Annotated in this window: 16 protein-coding genes; 12 read left to right on the forward strand and 4 right to left on the reverse strand. The window is 62.8% G+C overall.

Translation table 11 applies throughout. The annotated features are described in order from the left end of the window. Positions 1 to 21 precede the first annotated feature (21 nt). Positions 22 to 1488, reverse strand: coding sequence for an MFS transporter (locus ACFHWW_RS05925; protein WP_379937633.1), 1467 nt, complete (start codon positions 1486 to 1488; stop codon positions 22 to 24). 128 nt (positions 1489 to 1616) lie between these two features. Here ACFHWW_RS05925 and ACFHWW_RS05930 point away from each other — a divergent pair, with 128 nt between their 5' ends. Then, positions 1617 to 2231: a TetR/AcrR family transcriptional regulator gene (locus ACFHWW_RS05930; protein WP_275598193.1), complete on the forward strand. Its 615-nt coding sequence runs from the start codon at positions 1617 to 1619 to the stop codon at positions 2229 to 2231. A 148-nt stretch (positions 2232 to 2379) separates the two neighbouring features. On the opposite strand, the gene ACFHWW_RS05935 is transcribed toward ACFHWW_RS05930, so the two are convergent. Beyond that, positions 2380 to 3081, reverse strand: coding sequence for a GntR family transcriptional regulator (locus tag ACFHWW_RS05935; RefSeq protein WP_379937635.1), 702 nt, complete (start codon positions 3079 to 3081; stop codon positions 2380 to 2382). Between the two features lie 118 nt (positions 3082 to 3199). On the opposite strand from ACFHWW_RS05935, the gene ACFHWW_RS05940 reads away from it, so the two are divergent. The 6 genes from ACFHWW_RS05940 (at position 3200) to ACFHWW_RS05965 (ending at position 8451) form a co-directional block, all read left to right on the forward strand. Next, positions 3200 to 4714, forward strand: a complete 1515-nt coding sequence (locus tag ACFHWW_RS05940) for an aldehyde dehydrogenase family protein (RefSeq protein ID WP_379937636.1) — start codon at positions 3200 to 3202, stop codon at positions 4712 to 4714. A 118-nt stretch (positions 4715 to 4832) separates the two neighbouring features. After that, complete coding sequence (locus ACFHWW_RS05945; RefSeq protein WP_102762095.1) at positions 4833 to 5783, forward strand: substrate-binding domain-containing protein; 951 nt, start codon at positions 4833 to 4835, stop codon at positions 5781 to 5783. A gap of 69 nt (positions 5784 to 5852) precedes the next feature. Next, positions 5853 to 6872 carry an ABC transporter permease gene (locus ACFHWW_RS05950; RefSeq protein WP_379937637.1) on the forward strand — a complete coding sequence of 340 codons (1020 nt, stop codon included), beginning with the start codon at positions 5853 to 5855 and terminating at the stop codon, positions 6870 to 6872. Next, entirely contained in the window at positions 6872 to 7609 is a 738-nt protein-coding gene (locus tag ACFHWW_RS05955) for an ATP-binding cassette domain-containing protein (RefSeq protein WP_003525223.1), read from the forward strand. The genes ACFHWW_RS05950 and ACFHWW_RS05955 overlap by 1 nt, the downstream gene beginning before the upstream one ends. Positions 7610 to 7866: 257 nt before the next feature. Beyond that, complete coding sequence (locus tag ACFHWW_RS05960) at positions 7867 to 8043, forward strand: hypothetical protein (protein WP_379937638.1); 177 nt, start codon at positions 7867 to 7869, stop codon at positions 8041 to 8043. Between the two features lie 141 nt (positions 8044 to 8184). Beyond that, on the forward strand, positions 8185 to 8451 hold the full coding sequence (locus ACFHWW_RS05965) for a hypothetical protein (protein WP_379937639.1): 267 nt from the start codon (positions 8185 to 8187) through the stop codon (positions 8449 to 8451). Between the two features lie 186 nt (positions 8452 to 8637). Here the strand turns inward: ACFHWW_RS05965 and ACFHWW_RS05970 are convergent, their stop codons facing one another. Then, positions 8638 to 9360 (reverse strand): response regulator transcription factor, encoded by a 723-nt coding sequence (locus ACFHWW_RS05970; RefSeq protein WP_018096445.1) that lies wholly within the window; start codon positions 9358 to 9360, stop codon positions 8638 to 8640. Continuing rightward, positions 9357 to 10604 carry a sensor histidine kinase gene (locus ACFHWW_RS05975; protein ID WP_379937640.1) on the reverse strand — a complete coding sequence of 416 codons (1248 nt, stop codon included), beginning with the start codon at positions 10602 to 10604 and terminating at the stop codon, positions 9357 to 9359. The genes ACFHWW_RS05970 and ACFHWW_RS05975 overlap by 4 nt, the downstream gene beginning before the upstream one ends. 274 nt (positions 10605 to 10878) lie before the next feature. Here ACFHWW_RS05975 and ACFHWW_RS05980 point away from each other — a divergent pair, with 274 nt between their 5' ends. The 5 genes from ACFHWW_RS05980 to ACFHWW_RS06000 all read left to right on the forward strand — a co-directional run bounded on the left by ACFHWW_RS05980 (position 10879) and on the right by ACFHWW_RS06000 (position 16233). Beyond that, positions 10879 to 11895, forward strand: coding sequence for an ABC transporter substrate-binding protein (locus ACFHWW_RS05980; RefSeq protein WP_026168754.1), 1017 nt, complete (start codon positions 10879 to 10881; stop codon positions 11893 to 11895). Positions 11896 to 11967: 72 nt separating this feature from the next. Next, positions 11968 to 13416 (forward strand): sugar ABC transporter ATP-binding protein, encoded by a 1449-nt coding sequence (locus ACFHWW_RS05985; RefSeq protein ID WP_275600235.1) that lies wholly within the window; start codon positions 11968 to 11970, stop codon positions 13414 to 13416. Then, complete coding sequence (locus ACFHWW_RS05990; RefSeq protein ID WP_100673529.1) at positions 13413 to 14360, forward strand: ABC transporter permease; 948 nt, start codon at positions 13413 to 13415, stop codon at positions 14358 to 14360. Before ACFHWW_RS05985 ends, ACFHWW_RS05990 begins: the two co-directional genes overlap by 4 nt. Next, complete coding sequence (locus tag ACFHWW_RS05995) at positions 14357 to 15304, forward strand: ABC transporter permease (RefSeq protein ID WP_018096450.1); 948 nt, start codon at positions 14357 to 14359, stop codon at positions 15302 to 15304. Before ACFHWW_RS05990 ends, ACFHWW_RS05995 begins: the two co-directional genes overlap by 4 nt. A gap of 14 nt (positions 15305 to 15318) precedes the next feature. After that, positions 15319 to 16233: an SMP-30/gluconolactonase/LRE family protein gene (locus ACFHWW_RS06000; protein WP_379937641.1), complete on the forward strand. Its 915-nt coding sequence runs from the start codon at positions 15319 to 15321 to the stop codon at positions 16231 to 16233. Positions 16234 to 16317: the final 84 nt, after the last annotated feature.

Here is a 16317-nt window from a genome sequence, read left to right on the forward strand (position 1 = left end):
GTCATACGCCGCGACGGAACATCATTCCGGCAACCTGCTCGGCAGCCAGACCCATGCCAAGACCCCGACTGCGAGCGTCAGGAGACCGCCCGTGCCGATCGCGACATGCATGCCGGTGAGGAACGCTTCCTGAGCCTGAATCAGGCTTTGATATGCAAGTCCGGGCTGATCGAGCGTTTCATCGAGCGTCCCCGCTACACCGGGGCCGAATAGCCGGAAGTTCAGTGTCGCCAAAGATCCAAGCAGAGAAATACCCAGCGCGTTGCCCAGTTCGTTGCTGGTCTCCGCTATCGCACCCGCCGCACCCGCCCGGCTCGCAGGAACCGCCGAAACCGCGATGTCGGCCACAAGGCTGAAGGACAATCCATATCCGACGCCGGCGACCATGGTGGAGGCGACGAAGACCGCAATGCCTGCCTCGGTCGTCGTGAAAAGCAGCAGGAAAGCGCCGGCGCTGATCAGCAGATGCGTTGCCACAAGTGCGGTCTTCCGGCCGATCCGTTCGACGATACGGGCGGTGCAAACGCAGGTCGCCGTCAGCACGATCGCGCCCGGCAGGGTCAACAGCGCGGCGGCGAACACATCGATGCCCAGCACCGATTGCAGGTAGACGCCCGACAGATACCCGGCAGCAGACCACACGACCAGCGACAGAAGGCCCGTCAGAATAGCGATAGAGAAGATGCGGTCGCGGAAGAGACCGAGGTCGAGCAGCGGGTATTCAAGTCTTGCCTGTCTGAGAACGAATAGCGCCAGCGCCATTATGCCGGCGGCTCCGGCAAGGATTTGTGTCGGAGTGAAGCCATAGGCGGCCGCATGCTTGAGCGAATAGGTGAACAGCAAGATGCCGGCAAAGGACAGGACGAGGCTCGCCAGGTCGATGCTGCCGCCGACGGTCGAGCGCACCTCCCGCAACAGGATGGGTGCGCCGATCATGAAGCCGATGACAACGGGGACATTGATGAGAAACACGGCGCCCCACGCGAACTGCCGCAGCAGCATGCCGCCAATGAGCGGGCCGATCGCAAAGCCGGCTGCGAAAGTGGCCGCAAAGATGCCGATAGCCTGAGCGCGCAGTCGCGGATCGGGGAACAAGGCGCTGACGATGGCCAAGCCGGACGGCAGGAGTGTTGCGCCACCCAGGCCCATCAGGGCACGCGAGGCGATCAGCAGCTCTGGCGTTTGCGAATAGGCCGCGCCGAGCGACCCTGCACCGAAGACCGCCGCGCCGGTCATGATGAGTTTCAGCCGGCCGTAGCGGTCGCCGATATTCCCGAAAACGATCAGCAGCGATCCGACCACGAAGCCGTAGATGTCCAGGATCCAGAGCGCCTGATCAGCGGTCGGCTGGAGGGCCGAAGTGACATGCGGCATGGCGAGATAAAGGATCGAGCCGTCCATGGCCACAAGCAGGACCAGGGGTAAAATGGCGATGAGGCCCAGCCATGCGGTTCGATCGGCGGAGCGTGGAAGTGAAGTATCGGTCATGGGCACAAATCCTCTGGGAACCGCATGCGAAGGCATGCGGAGTCGGCCGCCGGCGCGAGGCCGGTGGATGGTTGCGATTGAAGGGCAGTTACTATATACTTCAGGTAAGTTACTTTTGGTATATAGCGATGTCAAGCAGGCCGAAGAAAATGCAGCCTCCCGCCAAGCGTGTCCGTCTCAGTCGCGAGCAGCGACGGCGCCAGCTTCTCGACGTGGCGTGGCAGCTTGTGCGCGAAGAAGGTTCGGATGCCCTGACGCTCCCAAGGCTTTCGCAAGGAGCTGCTGTCGCCAAGCCGGTGGTCTATGATCATTTCGGCACGCGCAATGGCCTGCTGATAGCGCTCTATCGGGATTTTGACGCCCGGCAGACCGAGATGATCGACGCCGCACTCGACGGGAGCGGCCCGACCCTCGAAGATCGAGCCAAGGTCATCGCAACCTCATACGTCGACTGTGTGCTCGCGCAGGGCCGGGAAATGCCCGACGTGCTCGCAGCCCTTGCGGGCTCCCCCGAGTTGGAGGCAGTAAAGCGAGACTATCAACTGGCTTTCATCGAGAAGTGCCGAAGGGCACTGGCGGCTTTCGTGGGGCGGCGAGGCATCGGACCGGCGGGGTTCTGGGCTATGCTCGGCGCTGCTAACGCCCTGTCGGATGCCGCCTCTACGGGGGAGATCACGGCGGCGCAGGCGCAGGAGGAGCTTTTCGCGACCATTGTCGCGATGATCGACAGAAGTCATCGTTGATCACCTGGAGTATCAAGGCCCGACCGGGAACGGTGACCGCAGCGGCAACAGCACCGCGCGTCTTATCGGACGGGCAAAAGTCGCTGTAGCGCTTTGATCTGCTGCATGTTTTTGTCGGCTACGATCAAAGGAAGACGCCGGAAAACGGTCACTCGAACAGGTCTGGATTGTCCGCCTCGATCTGCGGCAGGTCGGCCAGAATGCCGTTGAGATGGCTGCGCATGGCGGCCGCGGCCGCGTCGGCATCCCGCGCGTCGATGGCGGTGATGATCGCCTCGTGTTCGGCAATCAGTTTCTTCATCGAGTCCGGATGGCGCAGCTGGAGGTTGCAGACCCGATCCATGTGTGCCTTGATGTCGGAGATGGCGTTCCAGGCGAGGCCGCAGCCTGCACCCTCGGCGATCGCAATATGGAACTGCTCGTCCTCCCGGCGGAAAGCATTGTGGTCATTCGCCTTATTCGCCGTCTTTTGCCGAGCGAGGATCGTGTCGATCTTGCGTCGCGTCCAGCTATCGAATGTCTCGCTGGCCCGACGCGCCACCGCGACTTCGATCGCCTCGCGCACGAAGCGGGATTCCATCATTTGTCTGGCTGAAATCCGCACGACGACCGTGCCCCTGTTGGGCCGGATTTCCACCAGTTTCGATTTGCCCAGCGCGATGAGCGCCTCGCGCACGGGCTGACGCGACACGCCCATGCGTGTGGCGATTTCCTGTTCGGAGAGCCGCATTCCGGGGGCGAGCTCCAGCCGGATGATGGATTCACGCAAGTCCCGCTCGACTTGGGCCGCGGCGGTTTCGCCGGTGTCGATCTTCAGGGATTCGAGGTTCATGTCTTTCGCCGCCGTCATCCGTTGACATCCAATTTGAACCACCATACAGTACCATACAATTCAGGCGCAACAGAAATCCGGCAAACCGGACGAACAGGGAGGGGCTGGCACCGCGCGGGCCGGCCTGAGAACGCTATTGCTGTCCAATTTCATCGCACCCGATTCCAATGATCCCCGCCTGCGTATTAAATCCCGCTACCAGATGCTTGTCGATGGCAAGTCGGTCGATGCCGCTTCAGGCAGGACGATCGATCGGGTGAGCCCCGGCCACGCCGGCGTCACGGTCGGCACTTGGCCGGAGGCCTCGGCCGACGACGTGCGCAAGGCCGTCGCGGCCGCTCGGAAGGCTTTCGATACCGGCCCGTGGCCGCGCATGTCGGGCGCAGAGCGGTCGCGCCTGATGTTCAAGGTCGCCGACCTCATCCTCGAGAGACAGGAGGAGCTGGCTCTGATCGAGAGCCTCGAGGTCGGCAAGCCGATCGCGCAGGCGCGCGGCGAAATCGGTTTCTGCGCAGATCTCTGGTCCTATGCCGCCGGCCAGGCCCGAGCGCTGGAAGGACAGACCCACAACAATATCGGCGACGATCGTTTGGGCCTTGTCCTGCGCGAGCCGGTCGGGGTCGTCGGCATCATCACGCCTTGGAACTTCCCCTTCATCATCGCGTCGGAACGCGTGCCATGGGCGATCGGCAGCGGCTGCACGGTCGTGCTGAAGCCCTCCGAGTTCACTTCGGGCACGTCGATCCGTATGGCGGAGCTGGCGCGCGAAGCCGGCATTCCCGATGGAGTGTTCAACGTCGTCACCGGTTATGGCGACCCCGCCGGCCAGGTGCTGGCCGAAGACCCGAGCGTCGACATGGTCGCCTTTACCGGCTCTGTCCGCGTCGGCACGAAGCTCGGCGAGATCGCGGCGCGCAGCGTCAAACGCGTGGGGCTGGAGCTTGGCGGCAAGGGGCCGCAGATCGTCTTCGCCGATGCGGATCTCGACGCGGCGGCAGACGGCGTCGCCTATGGCGTCTACCACAATGCCGGCCAGTGCTGCATTTCCGGCAGCCGGCTTCTGGTGCAGGAGGGCATCCGCGACGCGCTGGTGGAGCGCCTGCTCGACATCTCGCGCAAGGTGACTTTCGGCGATCCGCTGAACGAACGCACCAGGATCGGCGCAATGATCTCGGAGACGCATGCCGAAAAGGTGCATTCCTATGTGACGGCCGGCATCGCATCGGGCGCGGAACTGCTGCTCGGCGGCGAAAGGACCGGCAGGGAGGCCGGCCTTTACTACGCACCGACGGTCTTCGCCGACGTCACGCCCGACATGTCGATCGCACGCGAGGAGATCTTTGGTCCCGTGCTTTCAACGCTGACCTTCAAGACCGCGGACGAAGCCGTAGCGCTGGCGAACGCCACCGAGTTCGGTCTTTCGGCCAGCGTCTGGTCGACCAATCTCGAAACCGCGCTGCAGAGCATCCGCCGCATCCGCGCCGGTCGATGCTGGATCAACAGCGTGATCGACGGCACGCCGGAGCTGCCGATCGGCGGCTACAAGAAGAGCGGCCTGGGCCGCGAACTCGGCCGATACGGCTTTGACGAATATTCCCAGTTCAAGGGCGTCCACGTGACGCTCGGGCGCCCCGCGCCCTGGTTCACATAATCGGCCGCAGTCGGGGTCGGGAGGAGGAATATCTCGGCTGGCGTGATCTTTGGTCGGAGCCCGCCAGCCGAGACTTGGGTCTTGCGACCCGCATGCACATCCAAAGGGAGGACACGCAATGAAACTGACCAGGCTCAGAACCGCGGCGCTGGCTGCGGGCCTTGCCACCTTGTTGACGTCGAGCGCGCTCGCCGCAGACGTCAAGGCAACGATGATCATCTATCTCGATCCGAGTGTGCAGTTCTTTAATCCGGTGGTGAAGGGAGCGCAAGACGCCGCCGCCCAATTCGGCGTCGACCTCGACGTGCAGTATGCCAACAACGATCCGGTGCGCCAGAACGACCTGATCGAAAGCGCGACGGCCAGCGGCGTCGATGGCATCGCCGTCGCGATCTCCAGTTCGGATGCTTTCGACGAGAGCATCTGCGCGGCAGTCAAGGCCGGTATCATCGTCATCGGCTTCAACAACGATGATCTCGACGGCGCCAAGGGCAACTGTCGCCAGGCCTATGTCGGCATGAACGAGCTTGCCTCCGGCTATGAGCTCGGCAACCGCATGATCAAGGAATTCGGCCTCAAGTCCGGCGACGTCGTCTTCAACCCGCGCGAAATTCCGGAAGCGAGCTTTGCAGTCGCCCGTGGCGGCGGCATCGAGAAGGCGATGACCGAAAACGGCATCAAGGTGGAGACGGTTCGAGCCGGTCTCGACCCCGCCGAAGCGCAGAACATCATTGCGCAATTCCTCATTGCCAACCCGAACGTGAAGGCGCTGTTCGGCACCGGCTCGGTCACCTCGACCGTCGGCGCGGGCGCCATCAAGGACGCCGGCGTAGACATTCCCTTCGGCGGTTTCGATCTTGCGGTCGAGATCGTAAATGCGGTGGAATCCGGCGCGATGTACGCGACCATGGACCAGCAGCCCTATCTGCAGGGCTACTACCCGATCGCCCAGATCGCGCTTGCCAAAAAATACGGGCTGACACCGACCGATATCGACACGGGCCAGGGCGCCTTCCTCGACAAGTCGCGCATCGGTTCGGTCAAGCCGCTGATCGGCAGCTACCGCTAACCGCGTTCCGAGGGAGCCCGCCGGCGCGGCCGGCCGGTTCCCCCTTCCCCAACGATCGGGTGCCAGACTGTGACTCCTGTCCTAGCCGAAAGTGCCGCGCGACGCTCGCGGACCCAGAGACAATCCATCCTCAAGCAGATCATGGGCATGCCGGCGGGAGCGATCTTTCTCGTCTTCATGACCCTGCAGATCGTCTGCATCGCCGGCGCGCTCCTCTATCCGGACGAGTTCCGCTACCTCTCACCGCAGAACCTGACGATCCTGATGAAGGCAATCCCCGTGCTTGGATGCCTCGCGCTTGGAGCCGGCGTACTGATGATCGCCGGTGACTTCGACCTTTCCATCGGCTCAGTCTACACGTTCACGGCCGTGCTGATGGCCTCGCTCGTCAATGCGGGGCTGAGCGCCTTCGTCGCAGCACCTATCGGTATTCTGACTGGCCTGCTGATCGGTTCCCTCAACGGCCATATCACCCTGCGCTTTGGTCTGCCGTCCTTCATCGTCACACTCGGCGGGCTCCTCTTCTGGCGCGGCGCGGTGCTGCTCTACAACGGTGCCGTCCAGGTGCGTTTCGATCCGGAGCCGGTCTTCACCAGCCTCTTTTCCGGCACCCTGTTCGGCGTCAACGCCGCCTTCATCTGGATCGTCCTCTTCGTCATAGGCTTTCACCTGCTGCTACACCGCCACCGCTTCGGCAACCACGTTTTCGCGACCGGTGGCAATCGCGCTGCGGCCGAGGCGATCGGCATCAACACCAGCCGCGTCAAACTGATTGCCTTTGCGATTGCGGGCGGCATGGCTGCGGTGGCGGGCATTCTTGCCACGGCCCGCGTCGGCAGCGTGCAGCCTGGGCAGGGTGCGGGTCTGGAACTTCAGGCCATCGCCGCCTGCGTCATCGGCGGCCTGTCGCTGCGCGGAGGGCGCGGATCGATCATCGGCATCTTTCTCGGCGTGCTGCTCATCCACACGATTACCGACGTCCTGCTTCTCCTGCGGGCACCGGGCTTCTACCTCGACATGTTCATCGCCACGCTGATCGTGCTGGCTGCAATCTTCAACCATCTCATCGAGCGGCGAGGTCTTGCGTGATGTCGACCCCCAATCTTCTCGAACTGCACAACATTTCGAAGAGCTTCGGTGCGCTGACCGCGCTTCGCAATCTGAGCTTCCATATCGGCGAGGGGGAAGTCGTCGGCCTTTTGGGTGACAACGGCGCCGGCAAGTCGACGACCGTCAATCTCATCTCCGGCATCCACAAGCCGACGGACGGCTATCTCAGCGTCGACGGCAAGAAGACGACCTTTTCCTGCCGCTCGGATTCCGCCGATGCCGGCATCGAAACGATCTATCAGCACACCGCGCTGGTCGATTCGCTCTCGATTACCCGCAATATCTTCATGGGTCGTGAGCTGACGGATCGCTTCGGCTTCCTCCGGCAGCGCGAGATGCGCGACATCGCCATGGAAGTCTTGCAAAACGCCGTGCACATCTCCGGCATCGATTCCCCGGATACGCTCGTCGGCAACCTCTCCGGCGGGCAGAAACAGGCGGTCGCAATCGCCCGCGCCGTCTATTTCAAGAAGCGCGTGCTGCTCCTCGACGAGCCGACCTCGGCGCTCTCCGTACGCGAGACGGAAGCGTTGCTAAACCAGGTGCTGAAGCTCAAGGCGGAGAATGTCTCGAGCGTGCTGGTGACCCACAATCTCTACCACGCCTATCAGGTCTGCGACAGGTTCGTGATCATGAGCCATGGCACGAAGGTCTTCGACGTGCAGAAAGCCGATACGACGATCAGCCAGCTGACCGAATATGTCGTGCTCACCTGATGCCGATTGCTCGAAAGCAAGAGGCAGATGCCGTGAAAGTCCAACCAGGGTCAAATGCCATTCCCCTTTCCGTCCTGTCGGTTTGGGCGTAGGACCTTTGGCGCTTTGGTCTCGGACCAATGTCCCATCGTCGTAAACGGACGACATGCTAGATTCCGCACTCGGTTTGGTGCCTGCTAGACTGAGGTCCTGTGATTTCCACGGCGGACCCTGCCTCGCGAGGCTGTGCAACCACCCGCTGCCTGGGAAATTGGGACATGGACGACCGCGATATGAAAAACAAAGACGAGGAAAATTCTGCTTCCGACCTCTTGGAAATCGCGGCACAGCTCGCCGCGCTGGCCGAGGACATCAGGACCTTGGCTGCAATGCCGATCGAGCAGAATTCAACATTGATCCAACCCGGCGATGGGCCTGAAGCAACCTCGGAATGACCGTCATTGCCGCCGAGGTAATGCGGCTCTGGTTGCTCTGCCTGCAATGATCGAGAAACCACCGCTTCGATGCACTGATGGAACCATTTTTCAGCAGCAGCCATTGCGCATTAACCTCGTCGATGGATACAGGGCGCAACAATGGACGTACAGAAGGCTGGAATGGCTCGACTGCTGTTGGCGGTACCTGATGTGCGCGACAGTGCTTGGATGATTCACGACCTCACTTTTTTGAAGCTGTGCGAAGTTTACGAGCACGCCTGCCTGCGCCGCGACGTTCTGCGATGTGCGGCATCAAAAGACGACGCCGCCCTGCTCAAATCCGAAGAGGAATGCACGAGCCTCGAGGCGGCCGCCATCGCTTACATTCGCGAGCGCCAAAAGTTCTCCGGCCTCGGGCCCCACTGAGGCAGCATCACAATCATCTAGAAAGCCGCGCTGCGAAAGATCGCCGTCACGAGCCCGCTTTCGCTCCCTCCAGGGTCGGCGGGCTCTGAACTGTGATTTTCCTCCAGGGAGACAAAATCACGGTATGATGACGGATCCCGATCTCAACTGCTGGGATCGTCGAAGCTTCCGCATTGCCTGTCGAGTCTATTTTCCGTCCAACCACTCCTGCAGTTCCGCTTCCGCCCGCTCCAGCGCGCTGTAGTTCAGGAGTTTGCGCAGGAAGGCGATCGTGATGGCGCGGGCACGCAGATTGAAGCGGCCGTCGTCATTGTCGTCGCTCGCGGCCTGGTAGACGTCGAGCTTGTCGTAAAGCTGCTGCAGGCGATTCTGTACGCTGCGCAGCGACAGGCCGCGGCGCCTGGCAATGGCCCTGTCGGTAAGGCCGAGTGCGATATCGACGAGGATCTCGTATTCGGAATCGGTGAAGCCGTTCGTCTGGCCAAGGCTTTTCTGCTGAAGACCCCGCACCTCCCGGTCGATGACGCATTGGCTCTCGACGAAGATCGAGCGCAGTGCAAGCTTCAGCCGTTCGTCGGACGCGGATTTCAGGACGTAGCCATAGGCAGCTCCATCCGGAACGATGCGCGAGACACCGCGTACATACGCCTCGTCCGAATAGTTCGACCAGAAAAGGATGCGGGTCTCCGGCCGCTCCTTCCAGATCGTGCGCGCCGCCTCGATGCCGTTGCGGCTCGCCATCTGCAGATCCATGACGATATGCGCCGACTTGTGATCGCGAGCGAGCTTCTCGCCGACAGTTCCATTTTCCGCCTCGATCACAGTGTCGCATTCCGGCAGGGCTGCATTGACCGCCTCATGCAGGTAGGAGCGATGCAGCGGGTCGTCCTCGACGATCAGAACCTTCATTCCGCCCTCTCCTCGATTGAGCCCGCGTCGTGCGGCGTTAGCGGCAGCACCACGCGGACCACGGTGCCGCGATTATTGTGGCCCGGACCGATCGTGAAACGCGCGGAAATCAGTCGCGCCCGGGTCTTCATGTTGTCGATTCCCTCGCCGATCCGTCCCCGCGTTTTGGCAAGTCCGGTTCCATCGTCCGAAATCTCGATCGACAACCGGTCGTCGCCCGCGTCGAGCCGCACCTTGACGGCAAGCGGAGCAGCGTGGCGCACCGCATTGTTGATCGCCTCCTGAGCGATGCGGAACAACGCGACGACGACGGTCGGCTCCAGCCGTTCCAGCGCACCATTCGTCTCGTCGGCAAGGCCCCATTCGATGATGGAGCCCGCGTCCCGAGTCGAGCGGTCCAGGTGGTGCTCGATCGCCTGGCTAAGTCCGAAGAGCTGCAGAACGGAGGGCTTTGCCTGCTCGATGATCTGCCGCAGGTCCTGCATGCAATGCTGCAGGGAGCGGGAGACGGGCTCCAGTGCCTCCGGCGCCACCTCGCCGTTGCGCGACAGCCGATCGATCCTGCGGGCGAGACGCGTCAGGTCGGCGAGCGTCTGGTCGTGCAGGTCCATGCCGATGCGCTGACGCTCCTGCTCCAATGCTTCGGTGAGTTTCAGCGCACCCAGCCGCAGGCCCTCCTCGCGAGCACGGGCTTCCGCTTCCACGATCGCCGACCGTTGCGCTTGCTCGGCCGCCCGCAGCGCGAAGAAATAGGGCGTAAGCAGGTCTGCGATAATGCGGGCCCGCTCGACGTCCTCTATCGTGTAGACACCCGCTTCCTGCGAGGAACATGAAAGCGCCGCGATAATCGCGCCCTGCACCTTCATCGGTACATGCAGGCGGCTCCTCAGCGACTGTTCGACGATCGGCCGCTTGAACGCGCCTTCGAAATGGAAGCGCGGGTCGATCATTGCGTCGTCGGCCAGCAGGAAGTCCACGTCGCCCCATAGAAGGGAGCGGATCGGACTGTTGACGACAGGTGCGCCGGCAAGGTCGCCCCAGGCGGTCTCGATGCCCGTCTCATAGGCGGTGTGATAGTTGCCGTCCTCGAGGAGCACGCAGACGTCGAGATGGTCGTGCGGGATGATGTGCGCGACCTCCGCCGCGACCGAGCGAATGGCCGAGCGAAAGTCGAGCTGGCCCGCAAGCAACCGGGAAATTCCGAGATAATGATCGAACATGGCTGCGGGTGCAGGATGCAGCATGGTGGTTTCCTCCAGAAGCGGCAGGCTCCTCAACCTGCCGCAGTCGCTTCGTCAGTAAGCGCCCGCGGGAGCGCCGCCGTCTTGCGTAAACCCGCAGCTTGTTTCGCAAAACCCGCAAACATCTTGCCGCCTTGCGCCTGTACAGGCCCGTCGATCTCCCGCATCCTGCCCCTTACTGAGAGGAGGAAGCTCAGTGCAAGAACAATCTCACTCGACCCCGATTGGCCGGGCGGGTGAAGCGATCGCCTGCCAGGCGATCATGAGGGAGAGAGACATGACCATCCGTAAGATGCTTCTGGCATCCGCCGCGATCGCTTGCGCCGCGATGCCCGCTTCCGCATTTGCCGAGACCTCGGCCAAGAAGATCGCCCTTTCGAACAATTATGCCGGCAATTCGTGGCGTCAGGCCATGCTGACGAGCTGGGAAAAGGTGACGGGGGAAGCCGTAAAGGCAGGCGTCGTCGCTTCGGCCGACGCCTTCACCACTGCCGAGAACCAGGCAACGGAACAGGCCGCGCAAATCCAGAACATGATCCTGCAAGGCTACGACGCGATTGTGCTGAACGCCGCCTCACCGACGGCGCTGAACGGGGCGGTCAAGGAGGCCTGCGATGCCGGCATTACCGTCGTCTCCTTCGACGGCATCGTGACGGAACCCTGCGCCTGGCGCATCGCCGTCGATTTCAAGGAAATGGGCCGCAGTCAGGTCGAGTATCTTTCGAACAAACTTCCGGACGGCGGCAATCTGCTCGAGATCCGCGGCCTTGCCGGCGTATTCGTCGACGACGAGATCTCGGCCGGCATCCATGAGGGCGTCAAGCAGTTCCCGCAGTTCAAGATCGCCGGCTCCGTGCACGGAGACTGGGCGCAGGACGTTGCGCAGAAGGCCGTTGCCGGCATCCTGCCGAGCTTGCCTGAAATTGCCGGCGTGGTGACGCAGGGCGGAGATGGTTACGGTGCCGCGCAGGCGATCGCCGCGACCGACCGGAAGATGCCGATCATCGTGATGGGCAATCGCGAGGATGAACTGAAGTGGTGGAAGGAGCAGAAGGATGCGAACGGCTATGAAACCATGTCGGTCTCGATCGCGCCCGGCGTCTCCACCCTTGCCTTCTGGGTCGCCCAGCAAATCCTAGACGGCAAGGAGGTCAAGAAGGACCTAGTCGTTCCCTTCCTGCGCATAGATCAGGACAATCTCGAAGCGAACCTCGCCAATACCCAGGCCGGTGGCGTCGCCAATGTGGAGTACACGCAGGAAGACGCGATCAAGGTCATCGAGTCGGCAAAGTAAATCTCCCGGGGACTGCCGCGCGGCCGTAGATGACCGCGCGGTAGTCTTGTTGAGCAGATGATGGCGAGCAGTATGGACGACGTAGCGAAGGCGATCATTGCGGTCGACGGCGCCAAAGTAAGCTTCGGCGCAGTCAAGGCGCTCGACGGCGTCACGCTTCGTGTCATGCCCGGCGAATGCGTTGGGCTCGTCGGACATAACGGGGCCGGCAAGTCCACGATCGTCAGCGTGATCAATGGCGGCCTTACGCCACACCAGGGAACCGTCACGAGTGACGGCGAGCGGCAGGAACGCTACGGCATCAATGCCGCCCGCGACCGGGGCGTGCGTTGCGTCTTTCAGGAGCTGTCCCTCTGCCCCAACCTCTCCATCGTCGAGAACACCCGTCTTGTACATCGCGCTCTCGGCGGTTTCGGCTGGCGTTCGCGGGCTGCGAAGATCATCGAGAAGAGCCTCGACGCCGTCTTCCCCGGCCATGGCATCGACAGCGGCCGGACCGTGGGAGATCTTTCGATCGCCGAACGGCAGATGGTCGAAATCGCTCTAGCCTTTTCCGATGCCGGCACTCCCCCGCGGCTGGTGATCCTGGACGAACCGACATCGTCGCTCGATGCAAGCCTCGCCCGTCAGATGCTCGACCATGTCCGCCGCTTCATCGCCGGTGGCGGATCCGTCATCTTCATCTCGCATATCCTGCACGAGATCCTCGAAACCGCCGACCGTATCGTCGTCATGAAGGACGGCCGCGTCGTCGCCGAACGTCCGGCGCACCGCTTCGACCATCACGGCCTCGTGGAGGCAATGGGGAGCGTCACGAAGGCGGAAACCCGACAGCGTCCGGTGCGCGACCAATCCGCGGCGCCGGTCGTTCTGTCCCATCCGGCAGCGGGTATTCCCTTCACGGCGCGCACTGGCGAGATCATCGGCCTCGCTGGCCTGGCTGGCCACGGACAGACCGAGCTCCTCCTCGCGCTGCATGCCGCCCGGTCCGGCAACTGGCTGCCGCAGCGCAATCCGCTCGTCACCTTCGTCGCCGGCGACCGCCGCCTCAACGGGGTTTTCGAATTGTGGAGCATCCTGCGAAACTTCTCCATCGCCTCGCTCAGTGACATGTCCCGCCGCGGCCTCGTCCTCGAGGCCGGCGAAAAGACGAGAGGAACGACCTGGAAAGAACGGATCGAAATCCGCACGCCCGATTTGGACAAACCCATCCTGTCGCTTTCCGGCGGCAACCAGCAGAAGGTGCTCTTCGCCCGCGCACTCGCCACGCGCGCATCGATCGTCCTGATGGACGATCCGATGCGCGGCGTGGACGTCGGTACCAAGCAGGAAGTCTACGCGATCATCCGCGAGGAGGCGGCGCGCGGCCGCACCTTCATCTGGTATTCGACGGAAATGGACGAGGTTTGCCTCTGCGACCGGGTCTATGTGTTCCGCGAGGGCCGCATCACGGCCGAACTCGGCGGCGATGCCGTCAACGAGACGAATATTATCTCCGCCTCCTTCGAGGGAGCCGCATGACGTTTCGCCTGTCCTCCGAGGCCATTCGCCTTGTCATTCCCGCTCTATCGCTGTCGCTGCTGCTGGCTGCTGTGTTCTGGCTTCAACCACGCGCCATGAGCTATATCGGCCTAAACCTGCTGTTCAACCTGGCCGTGCCGATCGCGCTCGCGACGATCGCGCAAATGTTCGTGATGGCGGTAAACGATCTCGATCTCTCGATGGGCGCCTTCGTGAGCTTCGTCGCCTGCGTGGCCGCGACGTTCCTGCGGGACGCGCCGGCAATAGGCATCCTGATCCTCGCCGGCGCGGTCGCAGCCTATGCGGCGATCGGCGTCGTCATCCATTTACGAAACCTGCCGTCCATCGTCGTCACCCTCGGCATGAGCTTCGTCTGGGGCGGACTTGCGGTGCTGTTGCTGCCGGCGCCGGGGGGGCAGGCGCCCGACTGGGTGCGGTGGCTGATGACCGTCAAGCCGCCCCTGGCCCCGATGGCGATCGTCGCCAGCATCATCATCGCCGTCATTGCGCATTTCATCGTCAAGCGGTCCTCGCTCGGCGTTCTGATCCGTGGCGTCGGCGGCAACCAGCGCTCGGTGGAGCGCGCCGGCTGGTCTATCGTCGCGGCACGCGCGACCGCCTATGCCCTCGCTGGCCTCTTTGCGGTGCTGGCAGGCATCGCCCTCGTCGGCTTGACCACCTCGGCCGATGCCAACATCGCGCTGCGCTACACGCTGCTGTCGATCGCCGGCGTCATCCTCGGGGGCGGCGAATTCATCGGCGGCCGCGTCTCTCCCGTCGGCGCCGTCATCGGGGCGCTGACGCTGACGCTTGCCGGCTCGTTCCTCTCCTTCCTGCGCATCTCCCCGGACTGGCAGATTGGCGCCCAGGGCGCGATTCTGATCATCGTGCTCGCGCTCCGCCTGATGCTGAACCGCTTCGAGAAGCGGGAGAAACGCCGATGAACGCGCTCGTCCGCCAGTTCGGCAAACCCTGGGTCTGGTCGTGGCTTGCTGCCTTCGTCGTCTGGTTCCTGACGATCATGGTGACGGGCGGCGCCGGCACGCTCGGACTGTCGCAGGCAGCGCTCACCTTTGCGGCCTTCTCGGTGATCGTCGGCATCGGGCAGATGTTCGTCATCACCCTCGGCCCCGGAAACATCGATCTCTCGGTTCCCGCCACCATGACGCTCGCCGGCACGGTGGCACTGAAGTTGATGAATGTCGAAAACGGCATGATCCTGCCCGGCCTTCTCCTTGCCGTTTTCATTGGTCTTGGCGTCGGTCTTTGCAACTACACGCTTATCAAGGCGCTGCGCATCCCGCCGATTATCGCAACGCTCTCCATGAGCTTCATCGTCCAGTCTGGCGCGATCTGGACGAACCGCGGTCTTCGGATCAAGCCCCCGAGCGTGCTTGCGGAATTCACCACCACGAGCACGCTCGGCGTGCCGAACGTGGCAATCGTCGCTTTCCTGATCTCCGTCCTCGCCTGGATCCTGCTTGAGAAGACGATCTACGGCCGTTGGATCTCGGCGATCGGACAGAGCATGCCGGCCGCGCGCATGGCAGGCATACCGGTCGACGGAACGCGCTTCGTCACCTACCTGTTCTGCGCCGTGCTCGCTTCGATCAGCGGCTATCTGCTTGCTTGCTTCTCCGGCGGCGCGGCGCTCAACATGGGCGCGGAATATCTTCTGATGTCGATTGCCGTCGTCGTGATCGGCGGCACAGCGGTCGCCGGCGGCGATTCCAACGTGCCCGGCATATGGGGCGCGTCGCTCTTCATGTTCCTCGTTGTCTCCATGCTCAACACCTATGGGCTCGGCGCAGGCATTCGCCTCATCATGACCGGCCTCATCATCATCAGCGTCATCATGCTCGCCGGCGGTCGCCGGGGCATGCGATAAACGGAAAGACTGTCATGGCCGAGGCCTCCATCTACGAAATCCACGACCCGCGCTTCCGGCAGATGATCGTGACCAGCGCCGGTCTCGACGAGCTCCATTCCGGCTGCCGCTGGGCGGAAGGTCCCGTCTGGTTCAACGATGCGAACCAACTCCTGTGGAGCGACATTCCCAATCAGCGCATTCTGCGATGGACGCCGGAGGGCGGCGTTTCCGTCTATCGTGAGCCGTCCAATTTTACCAACGGCCATACACGCGACAGGCAGGGACGGCTCATCTCCTGCGAGCACGGCACGCGCCGCGTCACGCGCACCGAGGTGGACGGCTCGATTACCGTGCTCGCCGATCGTTTCGAAGGCAGGCGGCTCAATTCACCGAACGATGTCGTGGTCAAGTCGGACGGCACGATCTGGTTCACCGATCCCACCTACGGCATCATGTCCGACTACGAAGGCTATCGCGCAGACCCGGAGCAGCCGACGCGCAACGTCTACCGGCTCGATCCGGAGACCGGCGAGCTTTCGGCGGTCGTGACGGACTTCATCCAGCCGAACGGCCTCGCCTTCTCGCCCGACGAAAAGACCCTCTACGTGGCGGATTCATCGGCAAGTCACGATGACCGCCTCCCTCGGCACATACGCGCCTTCGACTTGACCAACGGCGGACGGCTCGCGAACGGACGCGTCTTCTGCGTCATCGACAAAGGAATTCCGGACGGCATCCGGACGGACGCGAACGGAAACGTATGGTCGAGCGCCGGAGATGGAGTGCACTGTTTCGATCCTGCCGGCAAGCTGATCGGCAAGATCCTGGTTCCGCAGACGGTCGCCAATCTCACATTCGGCGGACCAAGGCGCAACCGCCTGTTCATTGCGGCAAGCCGCTCGCTTTATTCACTTTATGTCGCCGTGGCGGGTTCCCAGGTGCCTTAGAGCGATACCCGGTAACGGTTTTCCTCGAGAATTTCGGCCGACTATCGGTGCCGCCTGCGGCCGCCGCGAAGATGCGAACCTGTG

It is taken from the genome of Sinorhizobium sp. P24N7 (assembly GCF_042436655.1).
In the GTDB taxonomy this organism is placed as follows: Bacteria; Pseudomonadota; Alphaproteobacteria; order Rhizobiales; family Rhizobiaceae; genus Sinorhizobium; species Sinorhizobium meliloti_A.